Annotated in this window: 15 protein-coding genes; all 15 read right to left on the reverse strand. The window is 36.4% G+C overall.

What is annotated here, in order from left to right:
* Window positions 1-4: 4 nt before the first annotated feature.
* The 15 genes from pseI to AC0L6O_RS00840 all read right to left on the reverse strand — a co-directional run bounded on the left by pseI (window position 5) and on the right by AC0L6O_RS00840 (window position 17,674).
* Window positions 5-1,048, reverse strand: a complete 1,044-nt coding sequence (gene pseI, locus AC0L6O_RS00770; protein ID WP_473305572.1) for a pseudaminic acid synthase — start codon at window positions 1,046-1,048, stop codon at window positions 5-7.
* A 34-nt stretch (window positions 1,049-1,082) separates the two neighbouring features.
* Complete coding sequence (gene pseG / locus AC0L6O_RS00775) at window positions 1,083-2,513, reverse strand: UDP-2,4-diacetamido-2,4,6-trideoxy-beta-L-altropyranose hydrolase (protein ID WP_473305574.1); 1,431 nt, start codon at window positions 2,511-2,513, stop codon at window positions 1,083-1,085.
* Window positions 2,503-3,330, reverse strand: coding sequence for a cytidylyltransferase domain-containing protein (locus AC0L6O_RS00780; protein ID WP_473305576.1), 828 nt, complete (start codon window positions 3,328-3,330; stop codon window positions 2,503-2,505). Before AC0L6O_RS00780 ends, pseG begins: the two co-directional genes overlap by 11 nt.
* Window positions 3,331-3,332: 2 nt before the next feature.
* Window positions 3,333-4,103, reverse strand: a complete 771-nt coding sequence (locus AC0L6O_RS00785) for an SDR family NAD(P)-dependent oxidoreductase (RefSeq protein ID WP_473305577.1) — start codon at window positions 4,101-4,103, stop codon at window positions 3,333-3,335.
* Between the two features lie 3 nt (window positions 4,104-4,106).
* Window positions 4,107-4,955 carry an aldo/keto reductase gene (locus AC0L6O_RS00790; protein WP_473305578.1) on the reverse strand — a complete coding sequence of 283 codons (849 nt, stop codon included), beginning with the start codon at window positions 4,953-4,955 and terminating at the stop codon, window positions 4,107-4,109.
* Window positions 4,952-6,103, reverse strand: a complete 1,152-nt coding sequence (pseC, locus tag AC0L6O_RS00795; RefSeq protein ID WP_473305580.1) for a UDP-4-amino-4,6-dideoxy-N-acetyl-beta-L-altrosamine transaminase — start codon at window positions 6,101-6,103, stop codon at window positions 4,952-4,954. The genes AC0L6O_RS00790 and pseC overlap by 4 nt, the downstream gene beginning before the upstream one ends.
* Complete coding sequence (gene pseB, locus AC0L6O_RS00800) at window positions 6,100-7,110, reverse strand: UDP-N-acetylglucosamine 4,6-dehydratase (inverting) (RefSeq protein ID WP_473305582.1); 1,011 nt, start codon at window positions 7,108-7,110, stop codon at window positions 6,100-6,102. Before pseB ends, pseC begins: the two co-directional genes overlap by 4 nt.
* A gap of 46 nt (window positions 7,111-7,156) precedes the next feature.
* On the reverse strand, window positions 7,157-8,203 hold the full coding sequence (locus AC0L6O_RS00805; protein WP_473305583.1) for a Wzz/FepE/Etk N-terminal domain-containing protein: 1,047 nt from the start codon (window positions 8,201-8,203) through the stop codon (window positions 7,157-7,159).
* A gap of 1 nt (window position 8,204) precedes the next feature.
* Window positions 8,205-10,508: an SLBB domain-containing protein gene (locus AC0L6O_RS00810; protein ID WP_473305584.1), complete on the reverse strand. Its 2,304-nt coding sequence runs from the start codon at window positions 10,506-10,508 to the stop codon at window positions 8,205-8,207.
* A gap of 87 nt (window positions 10,509-10,595) precedes the next feature.
* Complete coding sequence (locus AC0L6O_RS00815) at window positions 10,596-11,825, reverse strand: nucleotide sugar dehydrogenase (RefSeq protein ID WP_473305586.1); 1,230 nt, start codon at window positions 11,823-11,825, stop codon at window positions 10,596-10,598.
* Window positions 11,809-12,801: a VWA domain-containing protein gene (locus AC0L6O_RS00820; RefSeq protein WP_473305587.1), complete on the reverse strand. Its 993-nt coding sequence runs from the start codon at window positions 12,799-12,801 to the stop codon at window positions 11,809-11,811. Before AC0L6O_RS00820 ends, AC0L6O_RS00815 begins: the two co-directional genes overlap by 17 nt.
* On the reverse strand, window positions 12,801-13,619 hold the full coding sequence (gene murQ / locus AC0L6O_RS00825; protein WP_473305589.1) for an N-acetylmuramic acid 6-phosphate etherase: 819 nt from the start codon (window positions 13,617-13,619) through the stop codon (window positions 12,801-12,803). The genes AC0L6O_RS00820 and murQ overlap by 1 nt, the downstream gene beginning before the upstream one ends.
* Window positions 13,620-13,625: 6 nt before the next feature.
* Window positions 13,626-15,005, reverse strand: a complete 1,380-nt coding sequence (locus AC0L6O_RS00830) for a dipeptidase (RefSeq protein WP_473305590.1) — start codon at window positions 15,003-15,005, stop codon at window positions 13,626-13,628.
* An 84-nt stretch (window positions 15,006-15,089) separates the two neighbouring features.
* On the reverse strand, window positions 15,090-15,686 hold the full coding sequence (gene plsY / locus AC0L6O_RS00835) for a glycerol-3-phosphate 1-O-acyltransferase PlsY (RefSeq protein ID WP_473305592.1): 597 nt from the start codon (window positions 15,684-15,686) through the stop codon (window positions 15,090-15,092).
* Between the two features lie 131 nt (window positions 15,687-15,817).
* The gene (locus tag AC0L6O_RS00840; RefSeq protein ID WP_473305593.1) at window positions 15,818-17,674 is read right to left on the reverse strand and encodes a glycosyltransferase family protein; all 1,857 of its coding nucleotides are present in this window, start codon (window positions 17,672-17,674) and stop codon (window positions 15,818-15,820) included.

Here is a 17,674-nt window from a genome sequence, read left to right on the forward strand (position 1 = left end):
GGTTTTAATAACAAAAAGGACTACCCTTTGAAAAATCTTTCTCTGCAGCTTTACCCAAAATTTCTTCATAAAATTTAGGACTTAAACCATCTCCTGGTCTAATAACCCTTATATTTTCTGAAGTAAATTTATCGCCTTTCTTAATATCGTTCACTACGTAAATGGATCTTTTAAACTGGCGGCTCTTTTCTTCACTTTTCTGTGTATCTAGCTGCGTGTGGCCTAAAGCCAAGAACACTCTTTCCGTTTCTACTACTAAGCTTTTCAGTTCTTCTGGTTCTAAAGAAAATGCACTATCCACTCCTCCGTCTGCACGGCGTAAAGTAAAATGCTTTTCTATTACCCTAGCACCTAAAGCTACTGCCCCTACAGAAGCACCAATACCCATGGTATGATCTGACAGGCCAATGATACAGTCCTCAAAAATAGACTGAAAAACAGGAATGGTATTTAAATTAGTATTCTCAGGCGTAGCGGGATAATTAGAAGTACACTTGAAAATTATAATATCTTTGGCTCCATTTTCCTTAAGATGTTTAATAGCCTCATAGAGTTCATTTAACTTGCTAGCCCCCGATGATATTAAAATAGGCTTACCCGTTTGTGCTACCCTCTTTAAAAGAGGGAAATGATTACTTTCAAACGAAGCTATTTTATAAGCAGGCACATCTAAGTCTTCCAAAAAATCGACAGCTGTCTCATCAAATGGAGAAGAAAACGCCTCCATGCCTAATGATTTGGCATAATCGAAAATTTCTTTATGCCACTCCCACGGCGTATAGGCCTCTTGATATAGTTCATAAAGGTTTTTCCCGTACCAAAGTGAACCTGAGTCTGTGATGTCAAATAAACCTCCTCTATGATTCATGGTAATAGTATCGGCTGTATAGGTTTGAAGTTTTAAGGCATCTGCACCCGCATCTGCAGCCGCTTTTACCAGCTCCAAGGCTCTTTTTATATCACCATTATGATTACCCGACATCTCAGCAATAATAAATGGTTTACTGTTTTGACCAACCTCCCTAGTTCCAATTTTAAAAGACGCCATTCTAAATAATTTTTCTATTTACTTAAAAGCAAATTTAAGAGTAAATATATTGATATGAGTTTTTATACTCGTTTGAAACATTTTCTTTAAACTTAAGCCTTCTAAAAAGCTTCACAGAGGCCAAGTTATTCATTTTAACGTAGCCAATAATTTCGATGTCTGGATTTCTTTTTCTAAAGAAGGCTAAGCCCTTTTCTAGCACCCAGTACCCCAAACCTTTTCTTCTAAATTTTTTATCTACAGAATAGCTTAAAACCGCAGATTCTTCATTTTTCTCAAAACGAACCTGACCTATTTCTTCATTACCTAAACACATAATACATAAGATAGAGTCTTCGCTTTGGACCCTTCTATTAAACCAATTTTCATGTGTTTGATAATCAATTTTTTCAGAACTAAATGATTGTTGACGTGTATCTTCATCATTAATCCACTCAAAATATAATTTACAATCAGAAACCTGTGCAACTTTTACTGAAACCATTAAATCATAAAAGATATCCCTTAATCGTTGGCTTTGTCTTCCATCAAAGGGGTTAGCTTTTTCTCTTAAAAATACGTTTCCATCTACTTTAAGACTACTAGTTTTTTCAAAATCATCATCAAAACTTAAGGCTAGCTGATTTTTCAACAGATAGCTTTGGATGTTTTTTTGATTATCTGCAATCTGTTTTAAGAATAACAAGCCTCCTGTAGTCAGATATTCGTAAGATACCGTACTGGGAGGCGTAATAGCCCTAGCACACAAACTCATATAATAATGCATTTCTTCAGCAGACAAGTCATTTAAAACTTCAATGACCAATGAGGTTCTTTCCAAAAAGACATTTAATTCCTTTTTATAAATATATGCAGAACCTATAATCAAAAAGCATCTAGCCGACTCTTTACAACTTTCCAGTTTATAAAGAATCTCAATGGTTTTATTTTCAGGATCTGCTCCACCTAAACAAATAAAAAGATTATTCTCTTTTTCGATTGTATTTTTTGCCCGAAATGGCTTTCTTAATAATGCGTATTGTGGGCCTAAATAAAGCTTTGTATAGTTTTCAACACTATAGTCTGCTCTAGTAAAACCACCAGAATGATTTATTACTGCGTCAGCCACAAAATGAGCCTCCGCTAAATCATCAATACAAATTACTTTAATTTTATTTTTTTTAAACGTCTTCTGGTATTGAACATCGAACTGGTAACCATCAATAACAATAATCTCTTGCTCTTTAATAAAAGACACTAAGTTGTTAGTCTCTAGTACAAGCGACGTATAATCACTTAATTCAATTAGAAAATCACAAACTTGTAGTATCCTCTCCTTGAGCTCCTTGGATGGTTGGTTAATAATAAAATGGCATTCAAAAGTATCGTTCAATACCTCTGCCAACGCTAAGCTCCGAAAAACATGCCCCAAACCTATTTTTGAGTTACCATCAGCTCTAAAAAATATCCTAGCCTTACCTTTCATGCTGATATGATTTTAAGATATCTGATGCTCTAAACATTTCTTGTAAATCTAAGATTTCAACAGCCTCATTTAATTCGTCACTCAGGCTTTTAAACACTCTTTTTTGATACACTTCTTGGTTTAAAGTAAAAATGTATGGTTTCCTTTGCCATAGATCAAAAATATCTTGAAAGGAAAAGTGTTCTTCATTTGATTTAAGGTAGTCGAAGAGAATTCTCAACATCAAATAATCTTCTTTGGAATCTAGTGTAAGCCTTAAATTAGCCACTTCTTTGGGGAAATTTGCCATCATAATATTATGAGCAAATTTTTCTTCATGATTTCTGGCATAAAAAGTTACATGTTCCTTATCCATAGCTTCAGCATGCTCTAAGGATTCTAACAAGGCCGCTCTTGAAATCACCTCAACGTTCATACCAATTGGGTAACCAACTGTATGTGTATAAGCCGAACCCTTCAAAAGATGTTCATTCACAGCTTTTTCAACTATGCCAGCATCTATACAAGGATTGTCACCTGTTAATCTAACAATGTTATCAAAGTCAAATTTCTCCGCTACATCACAAAACCTCTTCAGCACATTATCTTCACTCCCTCTATATACTTCAAAATTCGTTTTAGAAGTAACAAATTCTACTAACCTATCATCCGTCTGCTTATCTGTAGTTGCAAGAATTACTTTATCGCAGTTTTTAACGCTGCTAGCAGTATTTAAGATTTTCTCAATAACTGTGTTTTCCTCAGTGATTGGCAAGAGAACCTTTCCCGCTAACCTTTTCGAGTTTAACCTTGCTTGTATGACAATTCCTGTTCTCATTTTTAAATTGAAGTCCAACCTCCATCAACAGCAATATTTTGACCAGTTATAAAAGAAGAGCTATTAGAACATAAAAAGGCAAATATGCCTTGCAACTCTTCTGGCTTACCAATTCTGCCTAAAGGGTTTTTATTACTTAAAGCCTCTATAAAACCTACATTCTTTTGAACAGCCTCACTTGGGAATGGTCCTGGAGAAACTGCGTTTACCAAAATATTATCTCCACCCAAATAACTCGCAAAATACTTAGTTAGCTGAACTACTCCTGCTTTAGCAGCTCCGTAATGTGGTGGGTTTAAAAACTGTGGAAAATCACTATAAACAGAAAAGTCTGGTGCCACCATTCCGTACATAGAAGATACATTAATTATTCTTCCGCCTTTATTCTTTTTCATAAAAGGTAGTACTTCCCTAATACACCTATAAATACTATTTAAACTCCCATCTATACTTCCGTTCCAATCCTCATCTGACAAGGACTCTGGCTTATTTCCGCTCACATGGAACGCATTATTAATAAGTGCGTCTATTTTCCCATGATTACTCAATACAGCTTGATATGCCTCTTTTATACTACTAGAACTGTCAATGTCTAAATATTGAAATGAAACATTCTTGTCACTAAAGGTTTCTTCAAATTTCTCCTTATTCCTTGCCAACACTACCACACTCGCACCGCATTTAAGAAGGCCTTTTGTAATGGATGTACCCAAATAACCGTAGCCACCCGTTATTAGAACAACTTTATCTTGTAATGAAAATAGGTCTTGCATCTATTATTTAATTTTCCAGTTACTTGGATTAACAATCATTTCATCATCTACCCTATAGCCCTTAAGCTCTTCATACATTTCATTTACCAAGCTACTATCAGACAGCGTACTAATATTATTTTTTAACTGATCCAAGTTGTCAATTCCAAGTACTACTTTATCAATATTCGGGTTTAACAAAACAAAATTTAAACAAATGGACGTTTTCTTTAAGTCATACTCGTTTAAACTCTTCAATTTAGGAATAATCGATTGAAAATAATTGGGTATTTCTTTCACATCCATAAAAAATAGACCTTGTAGAAAAACTGACCTTACATGAACCTCAACTCCCTCTGAGTTTAATTTTACCAGTTGAGCATTAAAACGTTGATCAAAAACACTATAGGGAACTTGAACTATGTCAAATTTAATTTCCTTCTCTAAAAGCAAATCCAACTCAGCTGGATTATACAGAGAAAAACCTAATTTCTTTATTAGCTTTTTTCTCTTTGCCTCCATCATTCGCTCCATTAGGAGGTCATCTTCTAGGTAAGTAGAAAAGTGATGAAATAGGTATGCATAAATTTCCTCTCTGTTAAGGTTTTTTAGAGTGCTGTCCAGGTTTTTTTCAAAATCACCTTTTTTGCAAGGTTGTAGTTTTGAAACTATATTAAACCCATCCAAATCACATTGACCTAAAACTTTTTCACTGGCACCATATAATGCCGCCGTATCTAAAGTGTCTATTCCCTGCGATTTCGCATATTCCAAAATTTCACTTACTGCTGACAAACTGGGCTTACCTTTTTTATTGTTAATCCCATAGTCCATTCCAAATTGAACTGTTCCTATTGCCAGTTTTGAAATCATTCAGCTACTTCTAAAATTTTAGTAATAACAAAGTCTTGCTCTTCATCTGTTAAACTTGGAAACATTGGAAGACTTAAAGTCTTTGAGTAATATGTCTCTGCTATTGGAAAAACTAACCTTTCAGATTCAAGGCTTCTATAAAAAGGTTGTGTATGCACTGGAATATAATGAACCTGAGTGAAAATTTTATGTTTCCTTAATTCATCATAAACCTCTTTTCTATTACTTAACTCCACCAAGTATAAATGATAGGCGTGATAAACATCAGAAGCTACCTCAGCTGTTTTAACAGCAGTTCCTTTAAAAGCTGATTCATATCTTTGGGCAATTTTGTGCCTCCTTTTTAATCCTTCTTCTGCTCTGCTAAGCTGTGATGTGGCTAAGGCAGCCTGAAAATCTGTTAGTCTATAGTTATAACCTAGCTCGTGCATCTCATGATACCACAAACCATGGTTTTCAATTAACTTAGAAGGTTCTTTGGTAATACCGTGAGTCCTTAATGATAATAGGCGTTCGTAAAGAGCCTTATCATTTGTAGTTATCATGCCTCCCTCACCTGCGGCAATATGCTTTACAGGGTGAAAAGAGAATATGGCAAGATCGGCATAAGCACCATTGCCACACTTTTGTTTTTTATTCTTAGAATCTATAAAATAGCCTCCTGGGGCATGACACGCATCCTCAATAATCCAAAGACCGTATTCTTCAGCCAGAGCTTTGAATTCTTCAAGGTTACATGCATAACCAGCAAAGTCCACAGGAATAATACCATCATAAGTACCTCTTGGAGATTCCTCTAAAAGTCTTCTTACAGCTTCTATGTCTAAGGTAAATGTCTTTGGGTCTATATCTGCAAATGTAATTTTCCCACCACAGTACTTTATACAGTTGGCCGAAGCCACAAAAGTTATTGGAGAAGTAATCACATTACTACTAGCACTAACGTTTAATGCCAATGCAGCCAAATGTAAAGCGGCAGTTCCGTTAGAAACAGCCACTGCATATTTAGCATCTACATAGTCTGCAAATTTTTCTTCGAACTGTAAAATACGCGGCCCCTGAGTCAAGAAGTCGTCACCAAGTGCCTCAATAACCGCCTGAATATCTTCAGGGCTTATGTCTTGTCTCCCATAACTTATCGCTCTCATACTTCAAAAGTATCGTCAATATGAACTTTAATTAATTCTCTAAGGCCTTCTATCGTTTCCCATTCATCATTGGTTCCCGAATTATACTTAAAGCCTTCTTTCACCTTTACGGCGTTATGCTTTGCAATAAACTCATCTATTGACCAATTATGCGTGGCAGGAAGAATTGTATAATATTTCCCTAAATCATAGGTTAAAAAGGAGTCAGATTCAGAAATCATTTCTTCATGTACTTTCTCTCCTGGTCTAATACCTACTACCTTCTTTTCGCATTTTGGGCCTATCGCTTCGGCTAAATCAAGAATCTTATAAGATGGTATTTTAGGGATAAATATCTCTCCTCCCCAAGCTTTTTCCAAGGCATGCATCACCATATCTACTCCACCCTGAATTGGAATATTGAAACGGGTCATATTTGCATCCGTAATTGGCAAAACACCTTCTTTTCTTTTATCTAAGAAAAATGGAATGACGGAGCCATTAGAACCCATTACATTTCCATATCTGACCACGGAAAATTTAATTGGATTCCAACCCCTAATATTATTAGCAGCAACAAATAACTTATCGGAAGCAAGCTTAGTTGCACCATATAGGTTTATTGGAGCACATGCCTTATCGGTAGACAGTGCTACCACTCTTTCAACATCTGTTTCTAAGCAAGCATTTATGACATTTTCGGCTCCAAGGATATTAGTTTTCACGCATTCCATGGGATTATACTCGGCAATAGGCACATGCTTCATAGCCGCCGCATGAATAACATAATCAACACCCCGCATAGCCCTTTTCAATCGGTCAAAGTCCCTGACATCACCAATAAAAAAACGTATTTGAGGATATAAATTATGAGGAAACTCTTGAGCCATCTGAAATTGCTTTTGCTCATCTCTAGAGTATATTACTAATCGCTTAACCCCATTGGGTTTTGAGAGAATCTCTTTAGTCAAGGCCTTTCCGAGTGAGCCAGTACCTCCTGTAATTAAAATAGATTTTTCGCTTAACATTAGCCTTCTTGAGTGTTTATTTTATTTATAGACCTTATGGATCATACTAATTATGTGAAGTAAGAAAAACTTTCTTATGGTTCTTCTTTACAAATAATGTTGCTACCAAAGAAACCATAAATCCAATTAGGATAAAAACACCTAAAATGAATCCCTTCTTTGGTTCACTTGCCAAATTAGGAGCCATAGGTGGTTCCAGAATTTGAAAAATCGGAGTTTCCTGTTTTAATTTTAACTTAGACTCTTCGAATTTTTTTAAAAGCTCGTTATAAATGCTAGTTGACATCTTATACTCTGACTCAATCCTCTCTCTCTGGATATCCGCTGATTTCAATCTCATTGTTGAGGCTGAAAACTGATCTTCATAAACTGCTTTTTTTGACTGATCTTTATAAAAAGTCCCTTTAGCGGATGCTACCTTATTCTCTAAAAAATCAACCTCCGACCTTAGCTTTTCAGTTCTATAAGTACTAACATAACCTGTCAGATAATTCATAGCATAATGGGCTATCTCAGCAGCAATTACAGGGTCTGGCATTTTTGCTGAAATTGATATCACTCCACTTTTTTTATCAATACTTCCAACAACTCTCTCTCTCAGTTCCTTAATCTTACTCTCAGTTAACTTGTCTAACACAATCACCCCTTCTGGTCTACCTTTAAAGGCTTCATCTGTGTTTTCTTCGGAGCTTTCAATTATATATATATCGCAATATTCATTAAAACGTATACTATCGCCGTTTTGCTTTATAAAAGTTTGTTCTAATAACCCTAAAAAAAATGGAGTTGTTTTAATAACATCTGGATATAAGTCTGGCCTAATAGCATCTGTATTATTTTTCATCCCAAGCTCAAAACCTCCTATGCCTACCAAATCGGCTAAACCGCCTAAGGAACCACCGCCTCCACTTGATATTTCTGGCAATATTTTCCCTTCAGAAACAAATTCCTTTTTCAAACTAAAAGCAAACCATATCCCTAATATCGCAAACAATAGAATTATACCAAATATCAATAACTTCTCCTTCCAAACAACCTTTAGAAAAGCCTTGATATCTACCGTAAAAACATCCTCCTCCATTAAATTAGACATACTATAATATTCTTATTACTGTCACTAAAATAGTAGCGATAGAAACAAAAGCAGAACTGACCGCAATTCTCTCAGCCGGTGTCCATCTATACTTATTTCTTGTTGGTATTATGACTTCCATACCACGCTGAATCTCAGGGTATTTTTTTATCCCCATAAACGACTTTGTCCTATCCGTCAAGCCATTTGCATAGCGTACATAAGCTTTCCTCACATAAGCAGAGTCCGTTACTCCTCCTGCTTGAGAAATATAATCCTTAAACTTTAGGTCCGGCTGATAAGCAATAATTGTTGGATTTAGGACTTGTCCACTTAATTTAACCACTTCTTGTACTTTTGGAATCACTAAACTATCCCCTTTAGACAGAATCAAGTTCCCTAAATCCTTACTATTATTTAATGCTTTTTTTAGATCAAGTGCAACTAAATCTCCATCTCTATAAAAACGGGCACCTTCCGAATAAGCTTCCATTCTTAAACCTCCTGCCCTATCTATAAGGTCTGATATCCTTTCCTCTCTTTTTAATATGGTATACAAGCCTGGATAATTCACCTCACCTATAATACTAACTAATTTCTGTTCCTCATAATTAGGAAGATCCCTAACAAAAACCTTGTCAAACGGACTTAAAAGCGTCTTTCCTTCTTTGGCAAAAAGGTCTTCACTATTAATTATAACTACCTGGACTGTTTCGTTAGAACTTTCATCATTATATAACCTTTTAGCAATCTCTATTCGCTTCTGAGAAGCACCTTCTTTAAAGCCTCCAGAAAGTAAAATTAAATCTTCGACAGACATGCCTTCAGCAAAATCAAACTCTCCAGATTGATTAACCGATCCTTCTATCTCTACCGTTCTTAATTCTCTTAATTCTGTAATTGACTTAACAATAACTTGGTCATTCTTCTTTAAATCTAAATCGCTTTTAGAACCATTCATTATTTCCTTTAAATTAATCGAAATAATTTCAGGGTCTAAGTTTTCTCGCTCTCTAACAATTAAAACTCGCTCTAAAAAAGCATCTTCCCTTAAACCCTCCGAAGCCTTTACCAGCTCTTTTACAGTACTTAAAGACTCACTTAAAGAATACTCTCCCGGTCTAAAAACAGCTCCAGAAACCTCTACTTTATTCTCATATCTATCTAAAATAGCTCCAATATAAACTCTATCGCCATTTTGTAAAGCATACATTCCTAACTTGTTACCATCTACGGTTATAAGCTTCTTTTCCTTTTTTGTGTTCCTAGTGATATTAACACTTTCTAGATAAGCCTGATCTGAAGGTCCTCCCGCAAAAAACAAAGCATCCTCTAGCGTCTCATTTACTTTTAACTCATAAATACCCTCTCGCTTTACCTTACCCTCCAGCTCCACTTTGGATTCCGCCATTGGGACAAAAATTACATCTTGATCTAAAAGCCTTTCATTCCCAACAAATTCCCCTTTTGTAAGAAAAGGATATAAATCTATTTTAGATTTCTCTTTATTGTCTCTGAGTAGTTTAATATTCCTAAAAGAGCCTTTTTCTCCTGGACCACCTGCTAAGTAAAGTGCGTTAAAAACTGAGGCAAAAGCGGAAATAGTGTAGGTTCCGGGGTTTTCGACCTCACCAACAACAGTAACCTTAATACTTCTAACATTTCCTAGTGTTACATCAGCATTTAACTTCCCATTTCTCAATCCGCCAAATAATAACTTAAGTCTTTCTATTATCTTAATCTTTGCCGCCTCAACAGTTAATCCGTTGACATAAATTGGAGATAGACTCTCTAACTTAATAGTACCTTCCGGTGAAACCGTTACATCATAATGTTGATAAGCATACCCAGTGATATCTATTTTCAACTGGTCATCTGTTCCTAAAACATAATCCTTAGGTGTTGGAAGCCTTAGGTTGGGCTCAAAAGAAAGGTTTTTGTTATTAAAGATTTCACGACCAAAAACTTCCTTCTTTTGAGCAATCTCAGTTTTTTTATCCACTTGTATAGGAGTCCTTTCTGCTAATTCTCCTATTTGTTCACGTGCAGTTTTGTTATCTGGTTCGTTAGAGAGGTTATTTGTTCCTGTTTTAATTCGATTGATTTTCTCCCTAAGTTTGGCAACATCGTCCGGAGTATAGCCGTTTAGTAAAGCAGCAGCTTCAATTTCCGCATCAGACATTCCACGCTGCTCCATTTCCTTAATGAACTGCTCTACCTGAGCATCTGTAACCTCATCAACATTAACAGGACTTTGAGAAAAAGTTTCAAGAGATATAGAAAAAAGAATGAAGAGCAAAAAGTAAGCGTAATATCGTTTCGCCATTTAAATATCTTTTGGATTTTTGAACAAAGAAAAGGAAATTTAATCTCTATTGCACATTTTGAAACTCATTTCTTATTATTCGGAACTTTATGCGAAAGGTTTAATCTGCAATGTCGAAGAGTTTTCAAATTTTATGTGCCCGAACTCAAAATGGTTTACCGCGAAAATCACTACTGTATTAGTTCTAAAATCTAACTCTTCAACAAGCTCTAGTCCCATCTCATTTAATACAGATACCCTATCGACCAATGGGTCATAAACACTTACTAAAGCACCAAAATCCTTTAATTCATTTACTAAATCTAGAACTTTCGTATTTCTAAAATCAGAGCAGTTCTCTTTGTACGCAAAACCTAAAACAAGAATCCGTAAGCCAATTAGATTTAAGCCTTGAGCCGTTATAGTTTTCATAGCTTTATGTGCCGCGAACTTACCCATCTCTTCATTTACTAACCTACCAGCACCAATTACTTTTGGATAATAATCTAAAGTTCGAGCTTTATGAATCATATAATAAGGGTCAACACTAATGCAGTGACCTCCTACTAGTCCAGGCTTAAAGTCTAAAAAATTCCATTTCGTTTTTGCTGCACTAAGAACATCGTTTGTCTCAATGCCCATTTTGTCAAAAATTAGAGCTAACTCATTAACAAAAGAGATATTTACATCCCTTTGGCAATTTTCAACAAGCTTTGCCGCCTCAGCAACTTTTATTGAGGGAGCCAAATGTGTCTCTACGTCCAAAACGGACCGGTATAATTCATCAACCATTTTGGCAACTTCTGAGTTTGAGCCAGAAGTAACTCTCACAATAGACTCAATCCTTTTTGTTTCGCCAGGACTATACCTTTCAGGAGAATAGCCAACACCGAAGCCTTCATTTAACTTAAACCCTGAAACAGACTCGACCGTTGGGATACAGATTTCTTCCGTACAGCCGGGATAAGTCGTAGATTCATATACTATTATATCTCCTTTTTTTAAGACTGAACTTATAGAGGACGTTGCAGCCTCCAAAAAGGAAAGGTCGGGTTCTTTCTCGCCATTTACAGGAGTTGGCACCGTAACTATAAAAACAGTCCGCTGCTTATTTGTTGGAAGATGGTGTTGAAAAACTAAAGCAGCGTTATTTTTCAAAGATTCCTGCTTAACGATGTTTTTTGAATCAATACCTTGGTTCAATTCATCCACTCGTTTCTGATTTACATCTACACCAATAGTCTTGTATTTCTTTGAAAAAGCGACAGCCGTTGGTAGGCCTACATAACCTAGACCTACAATTACAATTTGTAAACTAGAATCAATCTTCCAATGCATTATTCAGAAAGGTATTTCTTAGTAAGAAGAACAAAATAAATGCAAGCAAAGACCAGTTCAAATATATATAATAATAGTCTCTTACGTCTTTAACCAGCGTTTCTGCGAACCTAGTTTTTTCTAAGCCGTTTATGTTTTCAAAAACACCTAAAAGGGCTTCTCTAGACACTGCTGAATAAAATACGGCATCGGTATTAGCCGCAATCTTATTTAAAATTTGGGAATTGGTAGCTTCTACTCCTATGTTAGTTCCTACTGCAATGGTATAAATTCTTATCCCAAAAGATTTTGCTAAATCAGAAGCAGATTCTGGAGAAAGGCTTCCCGCTGTATTGTCTCCGTCACTTAAAAGAATTATGGCCTTACTTTCACCAGAAGCATCCCTAAGTCTGTTTATAGAAGTTGCAATAGCATTACCAATGGCAGTACCGGATGCACTTATCATGTCCCATGATACTTTATCTAAATAATCCGCCAATACGCCATAGTCTGAAGTTAACGGACAAATAGAAAGGGATTCGCCAGCAAATACCACTAAACCAATTTTATCATTAGCTCTTTTATCCAAAAACTGTCGGGCTACTAGTTTTGCAGCACTCAGTCTATTTGGCAATAAATCTGCGGTTCGCATCGATTCCGAGACGTCTAAGGCTATTATGATATTAATTCCTTCCGCTAACGTTTCCTCCGAATCAAGACTCCGTTGTGGTCGGGCTAAAGCAAGTAATAGCAAGGCTGTAGCTAAACCAAAAATAGCAGGGACTACAAATCGTAGATTTTTTAACCAACTAGTTGAAGTGCTCTCTTTTTTGACCGTCAGGTTTAACTTTTGACCGGTGTTTCCTCCAAAAAACCACCTTAAAATAAATAATAAGGGAATTCCTAAAATCAAATAGAGGTACATAGGGTTTGCCCATATAAATCCCCTAAGCGTAGCTGGAGAAAACCAGTAAAAGGAAAACCATTCTGCCATCATTACATTTTATAAGCCTCCACAGCTTTTCTAACACTTCCATGTTTCAGCAGAAGGCTTTGAGCCAGTTCAAAATCAATGGCTAATTCATTCATAACCATCCTGGTGCCACGCTCCACTAATTTATCATTAGATAACTGCATGTCTACCATCTTATTTCCTTTGACTTTTCCTAGCTGAATCATCACTGCTGTAGAAATCATATTTAGAACGAGTTTTTGAGCCGTTCCTGATTTCAAGCGTGTACTTCCGGTAATATATTCTGGTCCAACAATTACCTCAACGGGGTAAGTTGCCACTGCAGCCACTCCGCTACCAGCATTGCAAACAATACAACCTGTTAAAACACCAGACTCATTAGATTTTTTAAGCCCTCCTATTACATACGGCGTTCTTCCACTGGCTGCTATTCCAATTACACTATCATTTGAATTTATACCGTAAGCCTCCAAATCTTTCCAAGCTTGTTCTTCATCATCTTCCGCAAACTCTACTGCCTTTCGGATGGCACTATCTCCACCAGCTATAATTCCGACTACCAAATCATGACTTACGCCAAAAGTAGGAGGACACTCTGAGGCATCTACCACACCAAGACGGCCGCTGGTTCCTGCACCTATGTAAAATAGTCGGCCACCATTCTTCATCCTTTTGACTATCTCAGTCACAAGGGCTTCTATCTGAGGTATAACCTTATCTACTGCAACTGGAACAGACCTATCTTCCTGATTCATTCCCTCAAGAAGCTCCTTTACGGATTTGTTCTCCAAGTTGTCATGATTTGAACTTGACTCCGTTGATAATTCTAATAAATCAGCCATCTTCAATTATTTAGACAATTCTGCAAAATGTTTATAAAACAAAGGAATAGTTTCAATCCCTTTAAAGAAGTTGAAAACACCGTAGTTTTCGTTTGGCGAGTGCAAAGCATCTGAATCTAAACCAAAACCAAACAATATTGACTTTAGTCCTAACACCTCTTCAAACAAAGCAACAATTGGAATGCTTCCTCCTCCACGTGTTGGCACTGGTGTTTTACCAAAGGCTTCCTGCATTGCATTGAAAGCGGCTTGATATCCTATGGAGTCAGTAGGCGTAACATAAGGCTGTCCACCATGGTGTCTTGAAACGGTGACTTTGACCGTGGAAGGGGCTATCGCTTTAAAATGCTTATCAAACAGTTCTGAAATCTCTATCCAATCTTGGTCTGGTACTAGTCTCATTGAAATTTTTGCGTTAGCCTTTGACGGTAATACCGTTTTAGACCCCTCTCCTGTATAGCCACTCCAAATTCCATTGACATCCAAAGTTGGCCTAATAGCAGCCCTCTCTCTCGTGGTATAACCTTTCTCTCCCGCTACATCGTCAATATTTAAATCGCTCTTATACTCTTCCTCATCAAAAGGAGCTTTCTCTAAAGCATCTCTCTCTTCCACTGTTAATTCTACTACTTTATCATAAAAGCCCTCTACCATGATTTTACCATCTTCATCGTGAAGAGATGCTATCATTTTTGCCAAAACATTCGCTGGATTTGCTACTGCTCCACCATATACTCCAGAATGTAAATCTCTATTTGGACCCGTTACCTCTACTTCCATATAGGAAAGGCCTCTCAAGCCTGTCTCTACAGATGGAATATCATTCGCAATAATAGAGGTATCGGAAATCAGAATAATATCTGCTGCCAATTTCTCCTTATTTGCCTTAATAAACGTTTCAAGGTTTTCAGAACCAACTTCCTCTTCTCCTTCAAACATAACTTTGACATTACAAGTCAAAGAATTATTTTCAAGCATGCCTTCGATAGCCTTTACATGCATGTAAATTTGACCTTTATCATCACAAGCTCCTCGAGCGAAGATAGCTCCGTCTGGATGCACCTTAGATTTTTTGATTACTGGTTCAAAAGGAGGAGAATCCCAAAGCTCATATGGGTCGGCTGGCTGAACATCATAGTGTCCATAGACCAAAATGGTTGGTAAGTTCTTATCAATAATTTTTTCTGAGAAAACAATTGGATGACCTTCTGTTGGGCAAATTTCTGCCAGGTCCATTCCTGCATCTAAAAGCTTGTTTTGAATCCAAGCAGCAGCAGCTTGCATATCACCATCAAATTTGGGGTCTGCACTTACTGATGGGATTCTAAGAAAATCAAAAAGCTCGTCTAAAAATCGTTGTTTATTTTTCTCAATGAATGATTTCATACCTTAAATTACCTTTATTTTAGGCAAAGGTACATATACTAAATCATTCGAAATAAACTTGAGATTATCTATTTGAAAAAACGCCTACTTCGGTGGGTATTTGTTTTCATTGCCTGCTAAAAGTCTTTTTACATTTTCTCTATGCGTGAACAAGAGAAGTAAGAAAAGTGCAAGAGCCATGGCATGAAAAAAATGCTCGTCTGGTCTTCTAAAGAAGTTAAATGGAATAAAAGAAAAAGAGCCCATCAATGAGGCTAAAGAAACATACTTACTAAGAGTCAGAACTATAGCGAAAACTATTAGGCAAACTAATGCACCGTAAGGATTTAGTGCCAAAATAACACCAAAGGAAGTAGCAATTCCTTTTCCTCCTTTAAAGCCAGCGAAGATTGGAAGAAGATGACCAATAACCGCGGCAAAACCAATGATTATTAAAGTAGATTCATCTGAGCCTAAAACCTTTTTGGCAATAAAAATTGCTAAAAAACCTTTGAGCATATCAATAATTAAAACGGCTAAGCCCGCTTTTTTACCTAAAACTCTTAGTGAGTTGGTGGCACCTGCATTTCCAGAGCCAAACTCCCTTACATCTACTTTATGGAAAAATCTACCATACAGTACGGCAGTAGGAATGGAACCAAGTAAATAAGCCAGTAATATTAAGACTGCAACAGGAAGCATTTGATACGGTGCAATTTATTGAATTGCAAAACTAAATAAATTGTACCATTTTAAGACAACCGCTTTGAAAATAAAACACAACGTACTTATTTTAAGTTATTTATGACGAAATTAACATTCTCTAAGTTTACCTATTTCAATTTCACTCCTTTCTTTTTCATAGCTAGATCATGTGCCGTATCATAATACGAACGCAGGTTTGCCCAATCAAAAATATCAGAAAAGTTTTCAACTCTATTTCGCTGCATTATTCTGTCTCGTCTGTTCATGGTCACAAAGTTGAAAAGTTGATCGGCCAATTGCTCTGCAGCTTCATCATAATTTTTCTTCTTTCTGTTTACCACATAAACTCCTACATTTTCATAATCCTTCATTATTTGGAGCATAAAATCACCAAAACCAGACAAGTCAGAAGTTACTGTTGGAATTCCTCTAATAACACACTCTAGTGGTGTGTAACCCCAAGGCTCATAGTAACTAGGAAAAACACCAAGGTGACACCCTCTTACAAACTGACCATACTCTAAACCAAACAAAGGATTAGTAGTAGAAATGAAATCAGGATGATAAACGAATTTCACTCTATCTTCCTTGTTGTTCTTCATATTGGAATGATCAAAAAACTCGGTGATTTGATCTGGCCCTTTTAGCAAATGCGTTGTGGTTTGAGGCAGGTTATGTGTCTTCCATGTTTGGATAGTTCTTCTTAACCTTAGCCTCCAGTAATCTTCTACAAATGTATTTAAGTCTGGTAAAGTTGGGTCTTCATTGGCTGCAGAAGCATAAAACAATTGCTCTCCAATTTGCTCTTCAATAGACTCGCATGTTTGCTTAATCTCTTCCATTACGGCTCTTGATTGAAGAACCTCAGGATTAATAGAATGAACAGGGTTTCTGGTAATAATAAACATGACCACAGTGGTGTCAATGTTATTCTTTACCAATTTAAAATTGAGTCTTTTAAGTGCTTCTAAGGTAAGATCATAACCTTTATTTTTAAACTCATATCTCCCTGAGGTAAAGAAATACAAGGTATTATCTAAATCCCAGCTGTAGCTTTGGAAGAAATGTCCCATCACAAACTGGTTTATCTTCTGCTTAAACTTAATATGTAGATTTTGGAACTCGTGTGTAGCGGCATAGCGAGTGATATTAAGTCCATTCGGAAGTATTAAATCACATTTTCTTTCAAAAAACACCTCACACTCCTTTGCTGTAATTTCACTCACTGTTGTAAGTACATGACAGCTTTGTGCGGCATGGTGTTCTATTCCGGCTTGAGCTTCTATGTTATAATTTCTTGCTTCAACCTCCCAATTGTAATTTGGCAAATCCTCATAAAAGTTTTCGACATTACCAGCAATATACCTCCCTAGCATAGTAGCATGCGTAGTGAATATAGTAGCTAAGTCAATCTTATTTTTAGCAAGATTTAAAATTGGAACAGCCGACATCCACTCATGAAAATGAGCTATAACGTTTAATTTCTTTGAATGATTATTGACAAATTCTGTCAGGTAAAGCTCAATGTAGTGACCAAAGGCTATAACTTGATTAACCAGTGGCTCTGCATTTATAGTGCTTATTTTATGTTCTTCCCAAAGGTCAAACTTCAAATTATCAATCCCCTCTAATGCTTTTGCAAAGTCAATAAGAATCATTCTTGGTCTACCGGTAACTAGCCAGTGGCCGTAATGCACAGTAATACCACTTTTCTTAAGTTCCTCTGCAGCCTTACAAAATGGCGAGTCATCTGAGGACTCCTCAAACTCTATAGATGCTGTTTGATCAAAATAAGGTCCTATAAGACAATAATCATCTCCCCACTTTTCTACCATGGCAGGTACTTTTGAGCGGATAACGGTATAAATACCACCAACTTGATTACAAACTTCCCATGCAAGTTCGAATAGAACTTCTTTAGACTGTTTTCTAGGCTCTACCTTAAATGTCTCTTCTGATGCTTTTACAAATTTCTTTACTGCCAT

The organism is Arcticibacterium sp. GJ41-1 (genome assembly GCF_055808875.1).

Bases quoted from the DNA above. Each gene is read 5' to 3' on its own strand.
- pseI (WP_473305572.1), bottom strand. From the start codon at position 1,048: ATGGCGTCTTTTAAAATTGGAACTAGGGAGGTTGGTCAAAACAGTAAA.
- pseG (WP_473305574.1), bottom strand. From the start codon at position 2,513: ATGAAAGGTAAGGCTAGGATATTTTTTAGAGCTGATGGTAACTCAAAA.
- AC0L6O_RS00780 (WP_473305576.1), bottom strand. From the start codon at position 3,330: ATGAGAACAGGAATTGTCATACAAGCAAGGTTAAACTCGAAAAGGTTA.
- AC0L6O_RS00785 (WP_473305577.1), bottom strand. From the start codon at position 4,103: ATGCAAGACCTATTTTCATTACAAGATAAAGTTGTTCTAATAACGGGT.
- AC0L6O_RS00790 (WP_473305578.1), bottom strand. From the start codon at position 4,955: ATGATTTCAAAACTGGCAATAGGAACAGTTCAATTTGGAATGGACTAT.
- pseC (WP_473305580.1), bottom strand. From the start codon at position 6,103: ATGAGAGCGATAAGTTATGGGAGACAAGACATAAGCCCTGAAGATATT.
- pseB (WP_473305582.1), bottom strand. From the start codon at position 7,110: ATGTTAAGCGAAAAATCTATTTTAATTACAGGAGGTACTGGCTCACTC.
- AC0L6O_RS00805 (WP_473305583.1), bottom strand. From the start codon at position 8,203: ATGTCTAATTTAATGGAGGAGGATGTTTTTACGGTAGATATCAAGGCT.
- AC0L6O_RS00810 (WP_473305584.1), bottom strand. From the start codon at position 10,508: ATGGCGAAACGATATTACGCTTACTTTTTGCTCTTCATTCTTTTTTCT.
- AC0L6O_RS00815 (WP_473305586.1), bottom strand. From the start codon at position 11,825: ATGCATTGGAAGATTGATTCTAGTTTACAAATTGTAATTGTAGGTCTA.
- AC0L6O_RS00820 (WP_473305587.1), bottom strand. From the start codon at position 12,801: ATGATGGCAGAATGGTTTTCCTTTTACTGGTTTTCTCCAGCTACGCTT.
- murQ (WP_473305589.1), bottom strand. From the start codon at position 13,619: ATGGCTGATTTATTAGAATTATCAACGGAGTCAAGTTCAAATCATGAC.
- AC0L6O_RS00830 (WP_473305590.1), bottom strand. From the start codon at position 15,005: ATGAAATCATTCATTGAGAAAAATAAACAACGATTTTTAGACGAGCTT.
- plsY (WP_473305592.1), bottom strand. From the start codon at position 15,686: ATGCTTCCTGTTGCAGTCTTAATATTACTGGCTTATTTACTTGGTTCC.
- AC0L6O_RS00840 (WP_473305593.1), bottom strand. From the start codon at position 17,674: ATGGCAGTAAAGAAATTTGTAAAAGCATCAGAAGAGACATTTAAGGTA.